Below are 14,371 nucleotides of genomic sequence, written 5' to 3'. Positions count from 1 at the left end.
CGCTGCTGCCCAGCGCCCGCCGGCCGACGTCATACCCGTCAGCACGCATGGGTGCGGATCCGTATGACGCTCCCGGCCCGCCGGAGGGATCCGGCTAGGCGCGGGGGTGGGCCTGCTGGTAGGCCCGGCGCAGCCGGTCGGTCGTGACGTGGGTGTAGAGCTGGGTGGTCGCGAGCGAGGCGTGGCCGAGGAGCTCCTGCACGGAGCGGAGGTCGGCGCCGCCCTCGAGCAGGTGGGTGGCGGCCGTGTGGCGCAGACCGTGCGGTCCGATGTCGGGAGCCCCGGGTACGTCGGCGATGCGGCGGTGCACGAGGTGGCGGACCGCACGCTGGTCGATGCGCCGCCCCCGCACCCCCAGGAACAGGGCCGGGCCTGAGCCCTCGACCCGCAGGCGCGGCCGGCCGGCCGTCAGCCAGCGGTCGACCGCCCGACCGGCCGGGGTGCCGTAGGGCACCGAGCGTTCCTTGCGGCCCTTGCCGAACACGCGCACGACCCGGCGCTCGTCGTCCACGTCGTCGATGTCGAGGCCGACGAGCTCACCGACCCGGATTCCCGTGGCATAGAGCAGCTCGAGCATCGCGACGTCGCGCACACCGACCGGGGTGCCGTCGTCGGCGAGGTCTGCGGCCGACCGGATCAGCGCCTCGGCCTCGTCGGCACGCAGCACCGGCGGGAGGGTCTTGTGCTTCTTGGGCGAGCCCAGCGCGGCCCCGGGGTCGTTCGGCAACCGGCCGGTCCGGTGCAGCCACGCGGTGAACACCCGCGCGGCGGTGGCCCGCCTCGCGATCGTCGTACGGCTGCGACCGGTCGTCTGCAGCCGCGCCAACCAGCTGCGGAGCGTGCGCAGGTCGAGGTCGGCCACGTCCGTGACCCCGAGCCGCTGGCAGTGGTCGAGCAGCCCGGCGATGTCGCCGAGGTAGGCGCGCACCGTGTGCGGGGCGAGGTCGCGCTCCGAGACGAGGTGGCGCTCGTAGTCGCCGAGGAGGCGGATGAAGGACTCGGGAAGGTCCTTCCCTTCGCCCTGGTCGGGCACGGCCGGCTCGCTCACCCTCGCAGCCTAGGCGCGCCGAGGGTGCTCACACGTCAGGCGCGAGCCGCCATCCCTCATCGGTGAGCTGGACGAACCGCTTGGACCTCAGTCGACGCAGCGCGCCTTCGGTGGTGCGGAGCGGGAGCCCGCAGAGGCGGGAGATCGAGTCCACCCTCGCCGGCTCGCTGACCGGCACCCACTCCACGACGGTCCGTTCGGTCGGAGTGAGGTCGTCGCGCGGTCGATCCTCGCCCCGCGGTGGCTCGACCAGGTGCTCCCCCGCCGCGCCGACCAGCTCGAGCACCTCTGCGCCGTGGGTCACGACGGTGCCGCGGCCCTCGCGGAGGAAGTTGTTGACGCCCCGGGAGGTGTAGCTGGTGACCGGACCCGGCACGCACATCACGTGGCGGTTCAGGCTCTCGGCCCACCCGGCCGTGTTGAGGGCGCCGCTCCGAAGGGCCGCCTCGACCACCACCGTGCCGGTGGTCATGGCGGCGATCAGCCGGTTGCGGGCCAGGAACCGCGGCCGCGTGGGCGCCGAGCCGGGTGGTTGCTCGGACACGACGGCGAACTCGGCGGCGAGGTGTTGGAGCAGGAGCCGGTTGTGGGCGGGATAGACCCGGTCCGCACCGCAGGCCAGGACAGCGGCCGTGACACCGTCGGCGGACAGCGTGGCGTCGTGCGCCTCGAAGTCGATGCCGAGCGCCCCACCGGAGACGACCGGCACCCCCGAGAGCGCGAGGTGCGCGCAGACCGAGCGGGTCATCTCCACGCCGTAGACCGAGGCGGCCCGCGAGCCGACCACGGCGACCGAGGTGGCGAGCTCGGTGAGCGGCATCGGACCCTTCACCCACAGGCCCGGAGGCGTGCCGCCGAACCCGTCCGTGGTGATGGCGTCGTCGAGCTGGTCGAGGCCGACGGGCCACTCGGCGTCACCCGGGACGAGGAAGCGGATGCCGCACCGCTCGGCCTGGTCGAGCTGCCGGACCGCGTCGACCTCGGCCAGCCGCAGCGCCAGCATCTCCCCGGGCTCGCCCTCACCCGCTGACCGCGCCTTCTCGAGTGCGCGCTCCGCGCCCATCTGGCGCACGAGCGACGACGTCGTGCCGTCACCGGGCTCCACGGCGCAGCTCAGGGTCACCCGCGCGAGGCGCTCGGCGTCGCGCGTCCGGCTCATCGGCTCCGCGACGGGCGGCACGGACCGCAGGTGTGCGGCACTCACGACGCCACCCGGACGACGCTCGCCGGCAGCGAGCGGGCGGAGTCGTCGGACCGCAGCGCCAGGGCGATCTCGGCCTCGCGCTCGCCCGGCCTCGCCACCCCCGCACAGTCAGCCACCGTCCACGCCAGGCGCTGCACGCGGGTCAACCCACGTCGGGTCAGCCTGCCGTCGGCCAGCTCCTTGTCGACGACTCGCTGGCCCGCGGGCTCCAGGGGCCACCGCTCGACCAGGACCGGGCCCGGACAGGACGCATTGAGGAGCCAGGAGCAGTCGCGGTAGCGGCGCGACTGGCGCGCCCTGGCCTCGACGACCCGCGCCCGCACGTCGGCGGACGACTCCGGCTCCGGGCGGAACGACGACCCCGTCCGCCTGCCCTGGGGGCGCACCTCCATCCAGATGTCGACCCGGTCGAGGATCGGACCCGTGAGCTTGCGACGGTAGTGGGAACGCTGCACGTCGCTGCACTCGCAGCTGCCGCCGGAGAGTCCGTGGAAGTTGCCGCACGGACACGGGTTGGCCGCGAGCACCACCAGCGAGCGGGCCGGATAGGTGGCCGACTCCTCGCCGCGGGCGATGGTCACCTCCCCGGACTCGAGCGGCTGCCGCATGGCCTCGACGACATCGGCACGGAAGTGCGGGAACTCGTCGAGGAAGAGCACGCCGTGGTGCGCGAGGCTGACCTGCCCCGGCCGCACCCGGCCGGTGCCGCCTCCCAGGACGCTCGCGGCAGTGGCCGAGTGGTGCGGGGCGAACCACGGCGGACGGCGCACGAGACCGGTCCCCTCCGGAAGGACGCCGGCGACCGAGTGGAGCGCCGTCACCTCCAGGGCCTGCTCGGTCGTCAGGTCGGGCAGGATCGTGGGGATGCGCTCGGCGATCGACGTCTTCCCGGTGCCGCGGGGGCCGATCAGCATCGTGGGATGACCGCCCGCCGCGGCGACCTCGACGGCGTAGCGGACGTCCTCGAGCCCGTCGAGGTCACGGAGGTCGAGGTCGGTCAGGCGGTCCTCGCCGCGCCACGTCGCCAGGGGGCTGGACGACGGCCCCACGACGGGGTCGGCCTCGGGCACCTCCGTCCCGCGGAGCACCGCGGACACCTGCGCCAGCGACCGGACGCCGAACACCGTCATCCCCGGCACGAGCCCGGCTTCACCGGCCTGCGGCTCGGGGACGAAGACGCGGGTGATGCCGTGGGCGGCTGCGGCAATCACCATGGGCAGGACCCCTGGCACCGGGCGCAGGGCACCGGCGACGGACAGCTCTCCGATGAACGCCCAGCCTTCGAGCAGGTCGGGCGTCAGGTCCTCGTGCTTCTTGTCGGCGGCCATGACCGCCATCGCGATCGCGAGGTCGTAGTGTGTGCCGCTCTTGGGGAGGTCGGCGGGCGCCAGCAGGATCGTGACCCGCTTGGTCGCCGGCCAGCGTCCGCAGTCGTTGTTGATCGCCATCCGCACCCGGTCGCGGGCCTCGGACAAGGTCTTGTCCACCCGGCCGACGATCGTGGTGTTGACCAGGCCCGGGGAGACGTCGACCTGGACGTCGATGACGTGGCCGTCAGCTCCCTTGAGCGCCAGCGAGCGAGCGGTCGCGAAGGCCATCAGCCGACCCCCTCGACGTGCTCGACCTCGACCGGTCGGCCGCGCGGCGCCAGGACGCCCACCAGGTCGATGCGGATGTCGTCGGGATGGCAGTCGTGCACGAGCAGCCAGCGCGCCCCGAGGCGCCGCAGCCGGTCGGCCTTGCGCCGGTCGACCGCCTCGAGCGGATCACCGAAGTCGGTCGACGTGCGGGTCTTCACCTCGCAGATCACGAGGGTGTTGCCGTCACGCAGCACCAGGTCGATCTCACCGGCGTCGCAACGCCAGTTGCGGTCGAGCAGGACCAGCCCGAGCCGGCAGAGGTGGCGGGCCGCGATCGACTCGCCGCGCTCCCCCAGCCGGCGACGGTGCTCGGCTGCGGGGTCGGGGGCGAACGGGGAAGCGGCAGCTCGTCGGGCCATGGTGGGCGCCTTCCGTGGACAGGTGCGGGAAGGCACCAGCACACCGCGCGGCACCGACGGAGCTGGCGGGGACCGCGCCGCACCTGTGGAGGACGCCCGGATCGGCGGGGCTGTGGACGATCGGTGGCCAGATCTGCGGCAACACCGCCAGAGCGACCGGGCGCCGGTCAGTCCTTGGGCGGGTCGATGTCCTGCGGCGCGAGCTCCTCGACGTTGACGTCCTTGAACGTCAGCACCTTCACGTTCTTCGCGAAGCGGGCCGGGCGGTACATGTCCCAGACCCAGGCGTCGGTCATCGAGACCTCGAAGAAGACGTCGCCGCTCTCCGAACGGGCCTTCACGTCGACCTGGTTGCACAGGTAGAAGCGACGGTCGGTCTCCACGACGTACTTGAAGATGCCCACGACGTCGCGGTACTCGCGATAGAGGGTGAGCTCCATCTCGGTCTCGTACTTCTCGAGATCCTCGGCGCTCATCGGTCCTCCTCGGTCGTGCTGCCCGGCTCGAGGCCGACACTAGCCACCTGGTCCTCGCCGACCGGCTCCAGACCCGCCGCACGCCGCACGTTGACGAACCGCATCCGGTGGGCCGGGCACGGGCCGAGCCGGGCGAGCGCTGCCTCGTGGTCGGCGGTGATGTAGCCCTTGTGGGTGCGGAAGTCGTAGTCGGGCCACTCGTCGTGCAGGCCGACCATCAGCCGGTCGCGCGTCACCTTCGCGACGACCGAGGCTGCTGCGATGCAGGCCGCGACGCGGTCGCCCTTCCAGACCGCCAGGCCCGGGACGCCGAGGCCGTCGACGGGGAACCCGTCGGTGAGGACGTACGACGGCCGCGTTCCGAGGCGGGCCACCGCGCGACGCAGCGCCTCGACGTTGGCGACGTGCATGCCGAGCCGGTCGCACTCCTCGTTGTCGATCACCACGACCGACCACGCCAGCGCCCGGCGGACCACCTGGGCGTAGACGCGCTCGCGTGCGGCCTCGGTGAGGAGCTTGCTGTCGGCCAGCCCCGGCACGATGCCCGCCTTGCCCGGCGGGAGGATGACGGCGCCGGCGACGAGCGGCCCGGCGCACGCACCCCGCCCCGCCTCGTCGACGCCCGCGATCGGGTCCAGCCCGGCCCGGCGCAGCGCACGCTCGTAGCCGTAGATCCCGGCGTCGCGGCGTACGGTCATCCCGCCCGGCAGCGGCTCGGGCGGCAGCTGTGGCGAGAGCGTCACGGGGTCGGGTCCGGCACGTCCTCGAACGTGGTCGGACGGGAGTTCCAGCGGAAGCGGTCAGCGGGCCACAGCAGCACGAAGACCTTGCCGACGACCAGGTCGACGGGGACGAACTCGTCCCCCGGGACGCACTCTGTCTCGTCGGACTGGCACATCTTCTGCGAGCTGTCGGCGGAGCGGGAGCGGTTGTCACCCATGACGAAGATGTGTCCGTCGGGGATGGGGCCCACGGTCCACTTCTCGTCGCACGCACCGTTGGTCGGCATCGGCCCGTTGCAGCTCGCGCCACCACGCTTGACGTAGTCGGACTCGTCGAGCGGCTGCCCGTTGACGATGAGGCGCCCCTGGTCGTCGCAGCACTCGATGGTGTCGCCGGCGACGCCGACGACGCGCTTCACGAGGTGCCCACCGGTCGGGTAGAGCCCGACCTTGGCCATCACCTTGGCGACCGGGTTGGTGGGGCCGGCCGAGTCGACCGGCGGCAGCCAGCCGCCCGGGTCCTTGAAGACCACGACGTCGCCGCGCTCGGGCTCGCCGTCGCCCCAGTAGGAGACCTTCTGGATCAGGATCCGGTCGTTGAGGATGAGGCCCGGCTCCATCGACTCCGACGGGATGTAGAAGGCCTGGACGAAGAAGGTCTTGATGACGATCGCGAGCACCAGCGCGACGCCGAGCAGCAGGATCGTCTCCTGCCACAGCGGCAGCTGCTTGCGCTTGCCGCGACCGGCCTTCTGCTCCGACACCCGCTGGGTGCGACCACTCATCGCGCCATCCTCAGACTGCTCCTTCACACGCGACGACCGCGGTTCCTCGCCCGCTGAGAGGGACGAGGAACCGCGGCCATCGGAAGTCACTCGCAGAGACTAACGAGTCCCTGGTCGAACCGACGCCTCGCGGCGCGGTGCGACGGATCACGCCTCGCGGCGCTCCTTGATCTTCGCAGCCTTGCCGCGCAGGTTGCGCAGGTAGTAGAGCTTGGCGCGGCGCACGTCGCCGCGGGTCACGACCTCGATCTTCTCGAAGATCGGGGAGTTGACCGGGAAGGTGCGCTCGACGCCGACGCCGAAGGAGACCTTGCGGACGGTGAAGGTGCGGCCGATGCCCGAGCCGTGCACGCGGATCACGACGCCCTGGAAGACCTGGACACGCGAGCGGCTGCCCTCGATGACCTTGACGTGGACCTTGACGGTGTCGCCGGCGCGGAAGTCCGGGACGTCGTCACGCTTGATGGCGGTGCCGAGGTCGGCGATGACGTTGGTCATGACGTTGCTCCTCGCGAGTGCCACAGGTCAGCCGCGGTTCGTGGTGGTGATGGACTTGGCTGGTGCTCGGTGCGACCGGCCGGCGCGCCCCCTGTGGCAGGTGCGGTACGGCGGGACCCCGGCGCGGTGCATCGACTGATGCATCCGGGCGACCCTGGCCTCGAGCGGACCAAGGGTGAAGTCTGCCAGAGCCCAGCGGTCAGCGTGAAATCCGCTTCCGGACATCCTTGGTGAGCACGACGGCACCCGGCGGGGCCTTCCGGTCGGCGCGCAGGCGGAACCCCGCCTTCTTGTACATGCGCAGGTTGTCGGTCGAGCCCGCCCCCGTGAAGAGGACGTACGTCGTCACGCCGGCCGGGGCGAGTGCCTCGACGAGCTCGAGCAGCGCGCGTCCCAGACCCCGTCCCTGCAGGTCGGGGGCGACCATGACCCGGCCGATGTCCCACTCGCCGTGCGAGTCGACGCGACCCCGGACGGCTCCGACGAGGCGTCCCGAGCTCGGCTCGCGAGCGACCATGACGGTCCACTCCCCCAGCCCGCGGCGTACGTCGTCCAGCGACTCGCGCAGCGCCGGGATCTCCACGCCCGGGTTGGCCTCGAGCTCCTGCAGCCAGCAGGCGCGCTGCAGCGTGTAGAGCTCGCCCGCGTCGGCAGGGACGGCCGGGCGCACGTCGAGGTCGTCGAGGGCAGCCACGAGTCCGGTCGCCGGCAGCAGGTCGGGACGGCGCTCGGCCGTGCGACGCTCGGCCTGCTCGCGGCGCCAGGCGGCGATCCGCGCGTGATCGCCGGACAGCAGCACGTCGGGGACGTCGCGCCCGTTCCAGGAGGCCGGCTTGGTGTAGACGGGGTACTCCAGCAGGCCGTCGGCGTGCGACTCCTCGACCAGGGACTCGGCGTTGCCCATGAAGCCCGGCAGCAGCCGCACGACCGCCTCGGTGATGGCGAGCGCCGCGACCTCGCCGCCGTTGAGGACGTAGTCGCCGAGCGAGACCTCCCGCACCGTGCCGATCGTGGCGGCGTGCTCGATGACCCGCTGGTCGATGCCCTCGTAGCGCCCGCAGGCGAAGACGAGGTGGTCGACGCCGCTCAGCTCGTGGGCCAGCGCCTGCGTGAAGGGCTCACCGCTCGGAGTGGTGAAGACGATGGTCGCTCCCTGCGCCACGGCGTCGAGGGCCTGTCCCCACGGCTCGGGCTTCATGACCATGCCGGCGCCGCCGCCGTAGGGCGTGTCGTCGACGGTGCGGTGGCGGTCGCTCGTCCACTGCCGCAGGTCGTGCACCTCGATGTCGAGCAACCCCTTGTCGCGCGCCTTGCCCGGCAGGCTCAGCTGCAGCGGGGCGAGGTAGTCGGGGAAGATGGTGACGACGTCGATCCTCACGACCCGGCCTCGTCCGCCGCGTCGTCGGGGAAGGGCGAGACCAGGCCCGGCCGGTCGGCCACCACGACCCGACCGGCCTCGAGGTCGACCTCGGGCACGAGCGCGGTCACGAACGGCACGAGCGCGTCACGGCCGTCGGCCGTGCGGACGGTCAGCAGGTCCTGCGCCGAACCGTGGACCAGCGCCGTCACGGTGCCCAGCGGCGTGCCGTCGACGTCGACGACGTCGAGCCCGACGAGCTGGTGGTCGTAGAACTCCTCGGGGTCGTCAGGGGTCTCGTCCAGGCCGATGGTGGCGTACAGGACGGTGCCGCGCGCGGCTTCCGCGGCGTTGCGGTCGGCCAGCTCCTCGAAGGTCACCAAGAGCGTGCTCTGGTGCCACCGGGCGCGCGCGACGGTGAGGCTCGACGGACGCCGGTCGGCCCCCGCGGGTGCCTCGGCGCGCAGCGTCGTACCAGGGGCGAAGCGCCGCTCGGGCTCGTCGGTGCGTACGTCGAGGGTGACCTCGCCGCGGATGCCGTGGGGCTTGCCGATGCGGCCGACCACGACCTCGATGTCCTCGCTCACCGGGCAAGCGTAGAGGGACTCGGCGGTGAGTCTCCCAGCGACTCAGGGCCGGACATGCACGACGGGCGCCACCCCGGATAGGGGTGACGCCCGCCTGATGATGCTGTGGTCAGCGCCTGCGGTCGGTGTCCACGCTACGTCGGATGCTTCGCGGACACCGGCAGGTGCCTAGCGCTACCGCCGGCGGTCGGTGTCCACGAAGTCCACCCGCGCGCCGCCGCGGCCGGCGAGGGCCGAGACGACGGTGCGGAAGGCGGTCGCGGTGCGGCCGTTGCGGCCGATCACCTTGCCGAGGTCGTCGGGGTGCACCCGGACCTCGAGGATCGAGCCTCGACGCAGCTGCTTGTCGCGGACCGTGACGTCGTCGGGGTGGTCGACGATGCCCCGCACCAGGTGCTCGAGAGCCTCGGCCAGCACGTCGCTCACGCCTCGCTCTTGCCGGCGTCCTCGGCCGTCACGGTCTCGGTAGCCTCCGCGGCGTCAGCGGCGCCCTCGGGCGTCTCCGACGCGGGAACCTCGGCCGGAGCCTCGGCAGCGGCGGGCTCGTCGGCCTTCTTGTCGGCCTTCTTCTTCGAGGTGGTCGCGGAGCCCTTCGACTCGGCGGACACCTCCTTGAGGGCCTCGTTGAAGATGTCGAGCTTGGAGCGCTTGGGCTCCTTGACCTTGAGGGTGCCCTCGGTGCCCGGCAGGCCCTTGAACGTCTGCCAGTCACCGGTGACCTTGAGGATCGCCTCGACGGCCTCGGAGGGCTGCGCACCCACGCCGAGCCAGTACTGGGCGCGGTCGGAGGTCACCTCGATGAGGGAGGGCTCCTCCTTGGGGTGGTACTTGCCGATCTCCTCGAGCACCCGACCGTCGCGCTTCTTGCGCGAGTCGACGACGACGATGCGGTACTGCGGCACCCGGATCTTGCCCAGGCGCTTCAAACGAATCTTGACGGCCACGTTTGTGGTGTCTCCTCAGGAATTGTCGTGGGTGAGGGACCGTTCCCAGGTGGGGTCACCGGTGCTGGTCCTTCGAAGGGCTCTGCGTCGCTCGGATGAGAGGGTCCGGGCGCGCAGGACACGAGGGAAGATTCTGCCAGAGGTACGACCCACCCACCAATCGGGTCGCCTCACCCGCCCGTGGCAGCTCGACAGACGGTCTCGAAGAAGTACGTCTCCGGCATCACCTCGTCCAGCGGCGTCTCCTCGTGGTGGGTCGTGACGCCCTCCCGCGTGACGTGGCCGCTGAAGGTGCCGACCTCCCCCGGAGGTTCGACGACGGTCCCGACCACGCGCACCAGCGACGGGCCATCCGCGGGGCGGATGTCCCAGATGGTGCCGGTGGTGATGATCGTGACGGTCGAATCGTCGCCCCGGACGCCGAACGGCTCGTCGAAGCGGACATTGGTGATGATCGTCGCCGTCGTCGGACCGCCGGGCGTGGCGCTGAAGTAGTCGATGTCGCGACTGCGGAAGTGGCGGTCGTAGTTGAGGTAGTCGTGGTCGTAGTAGCGCGTCTGGTGACGGTACGAGACGAACCGGTTGTGCAGCTGGGTGTGGCACGGGAAGTCGACCGGCTGCCACCCCGTGTCGAGGTGTCGCTCGCCGGTGCAGACAGGCCCGGTCCGGCGCACGCGGCACGTGAACGGCGCGAAGGACGAGTCGAGGGTGGTCGGCACCAGCAAGGACTGGTCGACCTCCTCAGGTGGGTCGGCCTGCGCGACCGAGGCCGGCAACGCGGTGGCGGTGAGCAGGAGCACGAGGACAGCTGCTCGCGTCCTGAACGAGCGAGACGTCATGGCGGGGTCCCTCCGTGAGTAGGTGATGCCCTCTTACAGCCACCGGCAAGGTCCGGGGTTGACCTCAATCGTCCGCGGACTGCCAGGTACCGACGTACACGACCCGGTCGATGGGATCGAGCATGCCGGTGGCGTCGCCGAGGTGCAGCTCCCCCGGTTCGAGGCGCCAGTCGAGCGCCAGCACGCAGCCGGGACAGCCGCTGCTGCTGCTGGTGAGCACGAGCCGACCCTCGTCGTCGTAGGACACGCGTCCGGCATCGCCTCCGCTCCAGCCGTCGGCGTAGCGACCGCTCTGGCTGAAGACGTCACGCGACAAGGACAGAAGGACGGGCAGTCGGTCGGCGGACCCCAGGTGTTCGCGCAGGAAGGCACCGTCGGCCCCGGCTGCGACCAGCTCCTCACGGGTGATCACCCTGCGCCAGTTCGAGGGAGGGATCACCGGGTGAGACGGGGACGCGACCGTGGCAGTGCGTGCGTCGACCGGGTCCGCACCTCGCCCCCCGGCCACCCCATCGCCGCCCAGCACCCACCCGAGCGTCGCGCCGCTGCCCAGCAGCAGGACCACCGCCGATGCTCCGGTGAGCACGGTGTGACGACGGTTGCGCCGGTGGACGCGAACGAGGCGCGCCTCTCCTTCGGGTCGGAACGACATCGCGTTGGTCTCGAGACCCCGGCGCAGGCGGTCATCGACGGACATCGTCGACCTCCTCCTCGCCGAGCACGGTCGCGAGCCGGTGCCTCGCCCGGTAGAGGTGCTGCTTGACAGTGGAGTCCGAGACGCAGAGGAGCTCGGCGATCTCGTGCACGGACCGGTCCTCCCAGTAGTAGAGGACGACGGCTGCCCGCTGCATGGGCGCGAGCTCGGCCACGGCCCTGGCCACGTCGGGGTCCGGGGTCTCGTCGTACGACGCCGGCTGGGCGAGCCGCTCCTTCTCCGGACGGGCCGCGGCGCGCTGCACCTCGCGGACCGCGATCCGGATCGCGACCCTCCTCACCCACGCCTCCGGGCGCTCGTACGCCGAGACGGTGCGCCAGTGCCGCAGCAGGCGGTAGAGCGCCTCCTGGGTGATGTCCTCGGCGCGACCCCGGTCGCGGACGATCAGGTAGACCGTCCTGGACACCGGCGCGAAGCAGGCCCGGAAGTACCAGTCGTACTCCTGCTGCTCAGCGGCTCGCATGCCATGCCTCCATGACAGGGAACAGCCGCGCGGCAGCTCGACGGTTGACCCGTCCCGCTCATCTTCTCGCGGGGCTCAGGCGGCGTCCAGACCGATGAAGGCGCGCACGGCCTCGGCCCCGGTGACGCGGATGGGCTCGGCGCCCCTGACGAGGTCCTCGGGGGTGAGGACGAGGCCCTGGTTGAGCGCGAGCTCGCCCTCGCGCCGCTTGATCCGGCTCACCGTGGTGGGTCGGTAGCCGACCTTGCGGGAGACGCCGAGCGACGCGGGGTTGTCGAGGAAGGCCGCCGAGGTGATCTCCTCGAAGCCGAGGTGGTCGAAGAGCAGCTCGCACATCGCCCGGCGCATGGCCGTGCCGAGCCCGCGCCCCTGGAACTCGCGCCCGAGCCACGACCCGGTCTCCCCCGTCCTGGTCACCGGGAAGTGCCTGGATGCGACCCCCTGGGCGCCGATGACCCGACCGTCGAGGAGCACGGCGAGGTCGAGGCAGAACTCCTCGGGCGAGAAGGTGGAGCGCTTGCCCCAGTGGTACGCCGCGGTGTTGCGGGCGAGCTCGCCGGGCGGGGCCGCGGTCCACGGGAAGTAGAACGGCATCTCGTCGGGAGGGTGGATGCCCCGCTCCGCGAGGTCGCACAGCTCGAGGATGAGCTCGTCGGAGAGTCCCCGCAGCTCGAGGGGGCCGGCCTGCACGTGCAGGCCCAGCGGCGGGAAGAGGTCGACGAGTGTGCTCACGGGCCTATCCCATCCCGCCGGGGCATCGCCGCTCAAATCGGTTTCGACACAGCAGGTCGTCCGAGGGGACATGGCCCGAAGTGACTACACGACATGCCCGTTCCTCGAATTGTCTGGACCACCGACTTACTGCAAGGTGGGTCGCCGTCAGTACTCCATCCCCCCAATTCACAGGAGCACTCTCAATGAACACCACCCGGCGCATCACCGCCACCGCCCTCGCCACCGCTGCGCTCGTCGCGCCGTCCGCGCTGTCCGCCACTGCCGTGGCAGCGCCGGACAAGCCGACCAAGCCGGCGAAGACGGTCAAGGCGCAGACCAAGCAGCTGCTCAAGGACATCGCGGGCAAGGACAAGCGCCTCGCCCGGCTGTCGACCAGCAACGCCGTCGAGGCCCTGGCCGACGACACCGAGGCCGAGGTCGTGGCCAACGTGACCGACGCTCGGACCGCCCTGACCGACCTGAAGGCCGCCGTCGAGGCGGCCGACAGCACCGTCGACACCCGGGCCGTCCGCAAGGAGCTGCGCTCGTTCCGCGTCGAGAACTTCCGGATCGTTGTCAACATCGTGAAGAAGGTCGAGGGCCTCGAGGAGGCCGCAGCGACCGACCCGGAGGCCGTCAGCCACCTGGCGGCCGCCGAGGCCGCCGCGCTGGAGATCACCGCCACCAGCACCAAGGCCGACATCCGCGACGTGCGCGACCACGTCAAGGCTGCCCAGGCCGAGCTCGAGGGCGAGACCGAGGCGGACACCACCGCCTGATCGCACATCGCGTCCGCACGAGGGGCGGTCACCCGGCCGGGTGACCGCCCCTCGTCGTCGATGGGCTCAGCCCACCACTGAGCCCCCACTCAGCCCAGCACTCAGCCCAGGACTGACTGGCCGCGCAGCACGACCCGCGTCGGCGTACGCAGCACGGACAGGTCGGCGCGCGGGTCGCGGTCGTAGACGACGAAGTCGGCGGACGCGCCCTCGACGAGACCGTCCACCCCCAGCCACTCCCGGGCCCGCCAGCTGGCCGCGCCGAGGGCGTCGTGCGCCGGCATCCCGATCCGCACGAGCGCCTCGATCTCGCCGGCGATGTTGCCGTGGCGGCTGATGCCGCCGCCGTCGGAGCCGGCGTAGATCGGCACGCCCGCCTCGTAGGCCGCCATGATCGTGGCAGGCATGCGGGAGTAGAGGTCGTTCATCGTCTCGGCGTAGGCCGGGAACTTCTCCTGCCCCGCGGCAGCGTGCTCGGGGAACTTGTCGAGCTGCATGACGGTCGGCACCAGGCGGGTGCCGTGCTGGACCATCGCGTCGATGAGGTCCTCGGTCAGGCCGGTGCCGTGCTCGATGCAGTCGATGCCCGCCTCGATGAGCCCGGGCAGCACCCCGTGGCCGAAGCAGTGCGCCGTCACCTTGGCGCCCTCGGCGTGGGCCGCTGAGATCGCGTCGGCGAACGCCTGCGCCGGGAAGGACGGTGCGAGGTCGCCCTCGTCCCGAGAGATCCAGTCGCCGACGAGCTTGATCCACCCGTCGCCGCTGCGGGCCTCCTGCGCGGCGTACGACGCCAGGTCGGCCGGCTCCACCTCGTGGGCGTAGCCGCGGATGTAGCGCTTCGTGGCGGCGATGTGCCGACCGCACCGGATCAGGCGGGGCAGGTCGTCGCGGTCGTGGATCCAGCGGGTGTCGGCCGCCGAGCCGGCGTCGCGGATGAGCAGGGCCCCGCCGTCGCGGTCGGCGATGGCCTGCTGCTCGGTGGCCGCGTCGTCGGTGGCGCCGAAGTCGTCGAGCCCGAGGTGGCAGTGCGCGTCCACCAGGCCGGGGACGATCCAGCCCTCTGCGACGGTGTCGGCCCCCGCCTGGGGCTCGTAGGTGACGCGGCCGTCGACGACGTAGAGGTCACGCGGCTCGCCGTCGGGCAGGACCGGTCCGCGGTAGCGCTGGGCTGGCTCGAGGGGCATGCCGGGCACGCTATCGCCAGCCGGGTACGGCCGCCGCGCCCCCGATGCCCAGTTCTG

Annotated in this window: 18 protein-coding genes; 1 reads left to right on the top strand and 17 read right to left on the bottom strand. The window is 71.9% G+C overall.

The features are described from left to right. Nucleotides 1-94 precede the first annotated feature (94 nt). The 16 genes from HOO61_RS13210 to HOO61_RS13135 form a co-directional block, all read right to left on the bottom strand. Nucleotides 95-1,048, bottom strand: coding sequence for a tyrosine recombinase XerC (locus HOO61_RS13210; RefSeq protein ID WP_367650155.1), 954 nt, complete (start codon nt 1,046-1,048; stop codon nt 95-97). Nucleotides 1,049-1,076: 28 nt separating this feature from the next. After that, the gene (dprA, locus tag HOO61_RS13205) at nt 1,077-2,252 is read right to left on the bottom strand and encodes a DNA-processing protein DprA (RefSeq protein ID WP_172259174.1); all 1,176 of its coding nucleotides are present in this window, start codon (nt 2,250-2,252) and stop codon (nt 1,077-1,079) included. Next, entirely contained in the window at nt 2,249-3,850 is a 1,602-nt protein-coding gene (locus HOO61_RS13200) for a YifB family Mg chelatase-like AAA ATPase (protein WP_172259173.1), read from the bottom strand. Before HOO61_RS13200 ends, dprA begins: the two co-directional genes overlap by 4 nt. Further along, nucleotides 3,850-4,251: a YraN family protein gene (locus HOO61_RS13195; RefSeq protein ID WP_172259172.1), complete on the bottom strand. Its 402-nt coding sequence runs from the start codon at nt 4,249-4,251 to the stop codon at nt 3,850-3,852. Before HOO61_RS13195 ends, HOO61_RS13200 begins: the two co-directional genes overlap by 1 nt. A gap of 167 nt (nt 4,252-4,418) precedes the next feature. Further along, nucleotides 4,419-4,727: a DUF2469 domain-containing protein gene (locus tag HOO61_RS13190; protein WP_172259171.1), complete on the bottom strand. Its 309-nt coding sequence runs from the start codon at nt 4,725-4,727 to the stop codon at nt 4,419-4,421. Further along, nucleotides 4,724-5,425: a ribonuclease HII gene (locus HOO61_RS13185; protein ID WP_172260063.1), complete on the bottom strand. Its 702-nt coding sequence runs from the start codon at nt 5,423-5,425 to the stop codon at nt 4,724-4,726. Before HOO61_RS13185 ends, HOO61_RS13190 begins: the two co-directional genes overlap by 4 nt. Nucleotides 5,426-5,466: 41 nt before the next feature. After that, nucleotides 5,467-6,234, bottom strand: coding sequence for a signal peptidase I (gene lepB, locus HOO61_RS13180; protein WP_172259170.1), 768 nt, complete (start codon nt 6,232-6,234; stop codon nt 5,467-5,469). 147 nt (nt 6,235-6,381) lie between these two features. Next, entirely contained in the window at nt 6,382-6,732 is a 351-nt protein-coding gene (gene rplS, locus HOO61_RS13175) for a 50S ribosomal protein L19 (protein WP_135840759.1), read from the bottom strand. A gap of 199 nt (nt 6,733-6,931) precedes the next feature. Next, a complete protein-coding gene (gene trmD, locus HOO61_RS24895) occupies nt 6,932-8,110 on the bottom strand; it encodes a tRNA (guanosine(37)-N1)-methyltransferase TrmD (protein WP_172259169.1) in 1,179 nt (392 codons plus the stop codon). After that, the gene (gene rimM / locus HOO61_RS13165; RefSeq protein WP_367650154.1) at nt 8,107-8,676 is read right to left on the bottom strand and encodes a ribosome maturation factor RimM; all 570 of its coding nucleotides are present in this window, start codon (nt 8,674-8,676) and stop codon (nt 8,107-8,109) included. Before rimM ends, trmD begins: the two co-directional genes overlap by 4 nt. 174 nt (nt 8,677-8,850) lie before the next feature. Beyond that, complete coding sequence (locus HOO61_RS13160; RefSeq protein WP_090973096.1) at nt 8,851-9,093, bottom strand: RNA-binding protein; 243 nt, start codon at nt 9,091-9,093, stop codon at nt 8,851-8,853. A 5-nt stretch (nt 9,094-9,098) separates the two neighbouring features. Further along, nucleotides 9,099-9,620: a 30S ribosomal protein S16 gene (gene rpsP, locus HOO61_RS13155; RefSeq protein ID WP_172259168.1), complete on the bottom strand. Its 522-nt coding sequence runs from the start codon at nt 9,618-9,620 to the stop codon at nt 9,099-9,101. A gap of 170 nt (nt 9,621-9,790) precedes the next feature. Next, nucleotides 9,791-10,459 carry a hypothetical protein gene (locus HOO61_RS13150; protein ID WP_172259167.1) on the bottom strand — a complete coding sequence of 223 codons (669 nt, stop codon included), beginning with the start codon at nt 10,457-10,459 and terminating at the stop codon, nt 9,791-9,793. 64 nt (nt 10,460-10,523) lie between these two features. Beyond that, nucleotides 10,524-11,156 carry a hypothetical protein gene (locus tag HOO61_RS13145; RefSeq protein WP_172259166.1) on the bottom strand — a complete coding sequence of 211 codons (633 nt, stop codon included), beginning with the start codon at nt 11,154-11,156 and terminating at the stop codon, nt 10,524-10,526. Further along, nucleotides 11,143-11,637, bottom strand: coding sequence for an RNA polymerase sigma factor (locus tag HOO61_RS13140; RefSeq protein WP_172259165.1), 495 nt, complete (start codon nt 11,635-11,637; stop codon nt 11,143-11,145). Before HOO61_RS13140 ends, HOO61_RS13145 begins: the two co-directional genes overlap by 14 nt. A gap of 75 nt (nt 11,638-11,712) precedes the next feature. Continuing rightward, nucleotides 11,713-12,369 carry a GNAT family N-acetyltransferase gene (locus HOO61_RS13135; RefSeq protein ID WP_367650153.1) on the bottom strand — a complete coding sequence of 219 codons (657 nt, stop codon included), beginning with the start codon at nt 12,367-12,369 and terminating at the stop codon, nt 11,713-11,715. Nucleotides 12,370-12,554: 185 nt separating this feature from the next. Between HOO61_RS13135 and HOO61_RS13130 the strand changes: the two genes are divergently transcribed. Further along, nucleotides 12,555-13,130 carry a hypothetical protein gene (locus tag HOO61_RS13130; protein WP_172259163.1) on the top strand — a complete coding sequence of 192 codons (576 nt, stop codon included), beginning with the start codon at nt 12,555-12,557 and terminating at the stop codon, nt 13,128-13,130. Between the two features lie 101 nt (nt 13,131-13,231). Here HOO61_RS13130 and HOO61_RS13125 read toward each other — a convergent pair whose 3' ends face one another. After that, nucleotides 13,232-14,314 (bottom strand): amidohydrolase family protein, encoded by a 1,083-nt coding sequence (locus tag HOO61_RS13125; RefSeq protein ID WP_172259162.1) that lies wholly within the window; start codon nt 14,312-14,314, stop codon nt 13,232-13,234. Between the last annotated feature and the right edge of the window lie 57 nt (nt 14,315-14,371).

It is taken from the genome of Nocardioides sp. zg-1230 (assembly GCF_013155335.1).
GTDB lineage: Bacteria > Actinomycetota > Actinomycetes > Propionibacteriales > Nocardioidaceae > Nocardioides.
This window is presented reverse-complemented; position numbering and strand designations above follow the sequence as displayed.

Excerpts from the sequence above, each read along its gene's own strand:
- HOO61_RS13200 (WP_172259173.1), bottom strand. The coding sequence starts at position 3,850 with ATGGCCTTCGCGACCGCTCGCTCGCTGGCGCTCAAGGGAGCTGACGGC.
- HOO61_RS13195 (WP_172259172.1), bottom strand. The coding sequence starts at position 4,251 with ATGGCCCGACGAGCTGCCGCTTCCCCGTTCGCCCCCGACCCCGCAGCC.
- HOO61_RS13190 (WP_172259171.1), bottom strand. The coding sequence starts at position 4,727 with ATGAGCGCCGAGGATCTCGAGAAGTACGAGACCGAGATGGAGCTCACC.
- HOO61_RS13185 (WP_172260063.1), bottom strand. The coding sequence starts at position 5,425 with ATGACCGTACGCCGCGACGCCGGGATCTACGGCTACGAGCGTGCGCTG.
- lepB (WP_172259170.1), bottom strand. The coding sequence starts at position 6,234 with ATGAGTGGTCGCACCCAGCGGGTGTCGGAGCAGAAGGCCGGTCGCGGC.
- rplS (WP_135840759.1), bottom strand. The coding sequence starts at position 6,732 with ATGACCAACGTCATCGCCGACCTCGGCACCGCCATCAAGCGTGACGAC.
- HOO61_RS13150 (WP_172259167.1), bottom strand. The coding sequence starts at position 10,459 with ATGACGTCTCGCTCGTTCAGGACGCGAGCAGCTGTCCTCGTGCTCCTG.
- HOO61_RS13145 (WP_172259166.1), bottom strand. The coding sequence starts at position 11,156 with ATGTCCGTCGATGACCGCCTGCGCCGGGGTCTCGAGACCAACGCGATG.
- HOO61_RS13140 (WP_172259165.1), bottom strand. The coding sequence starts at position 11,637 with ATGCGAGCCGCTGAGCAGCAGGAGTACGACTGGTACTTCCGGGCCTGC.
- HOO61_RS13130 (WP_172259163.1), top strand. The coding sequence starts at position 12,555 with ATGAACACCACCCGGCGCATCACCGCCACCGCCCTCGCCACCGCTGCG.
- HOO61_RS13125 (WP_172259162.1), bottom strand. The coding sequence starts at position 14,314 with ATGCCCCTCGAGCCAGCCCAGCGCTACCGCGGACCGGTCCTGCCCGAC.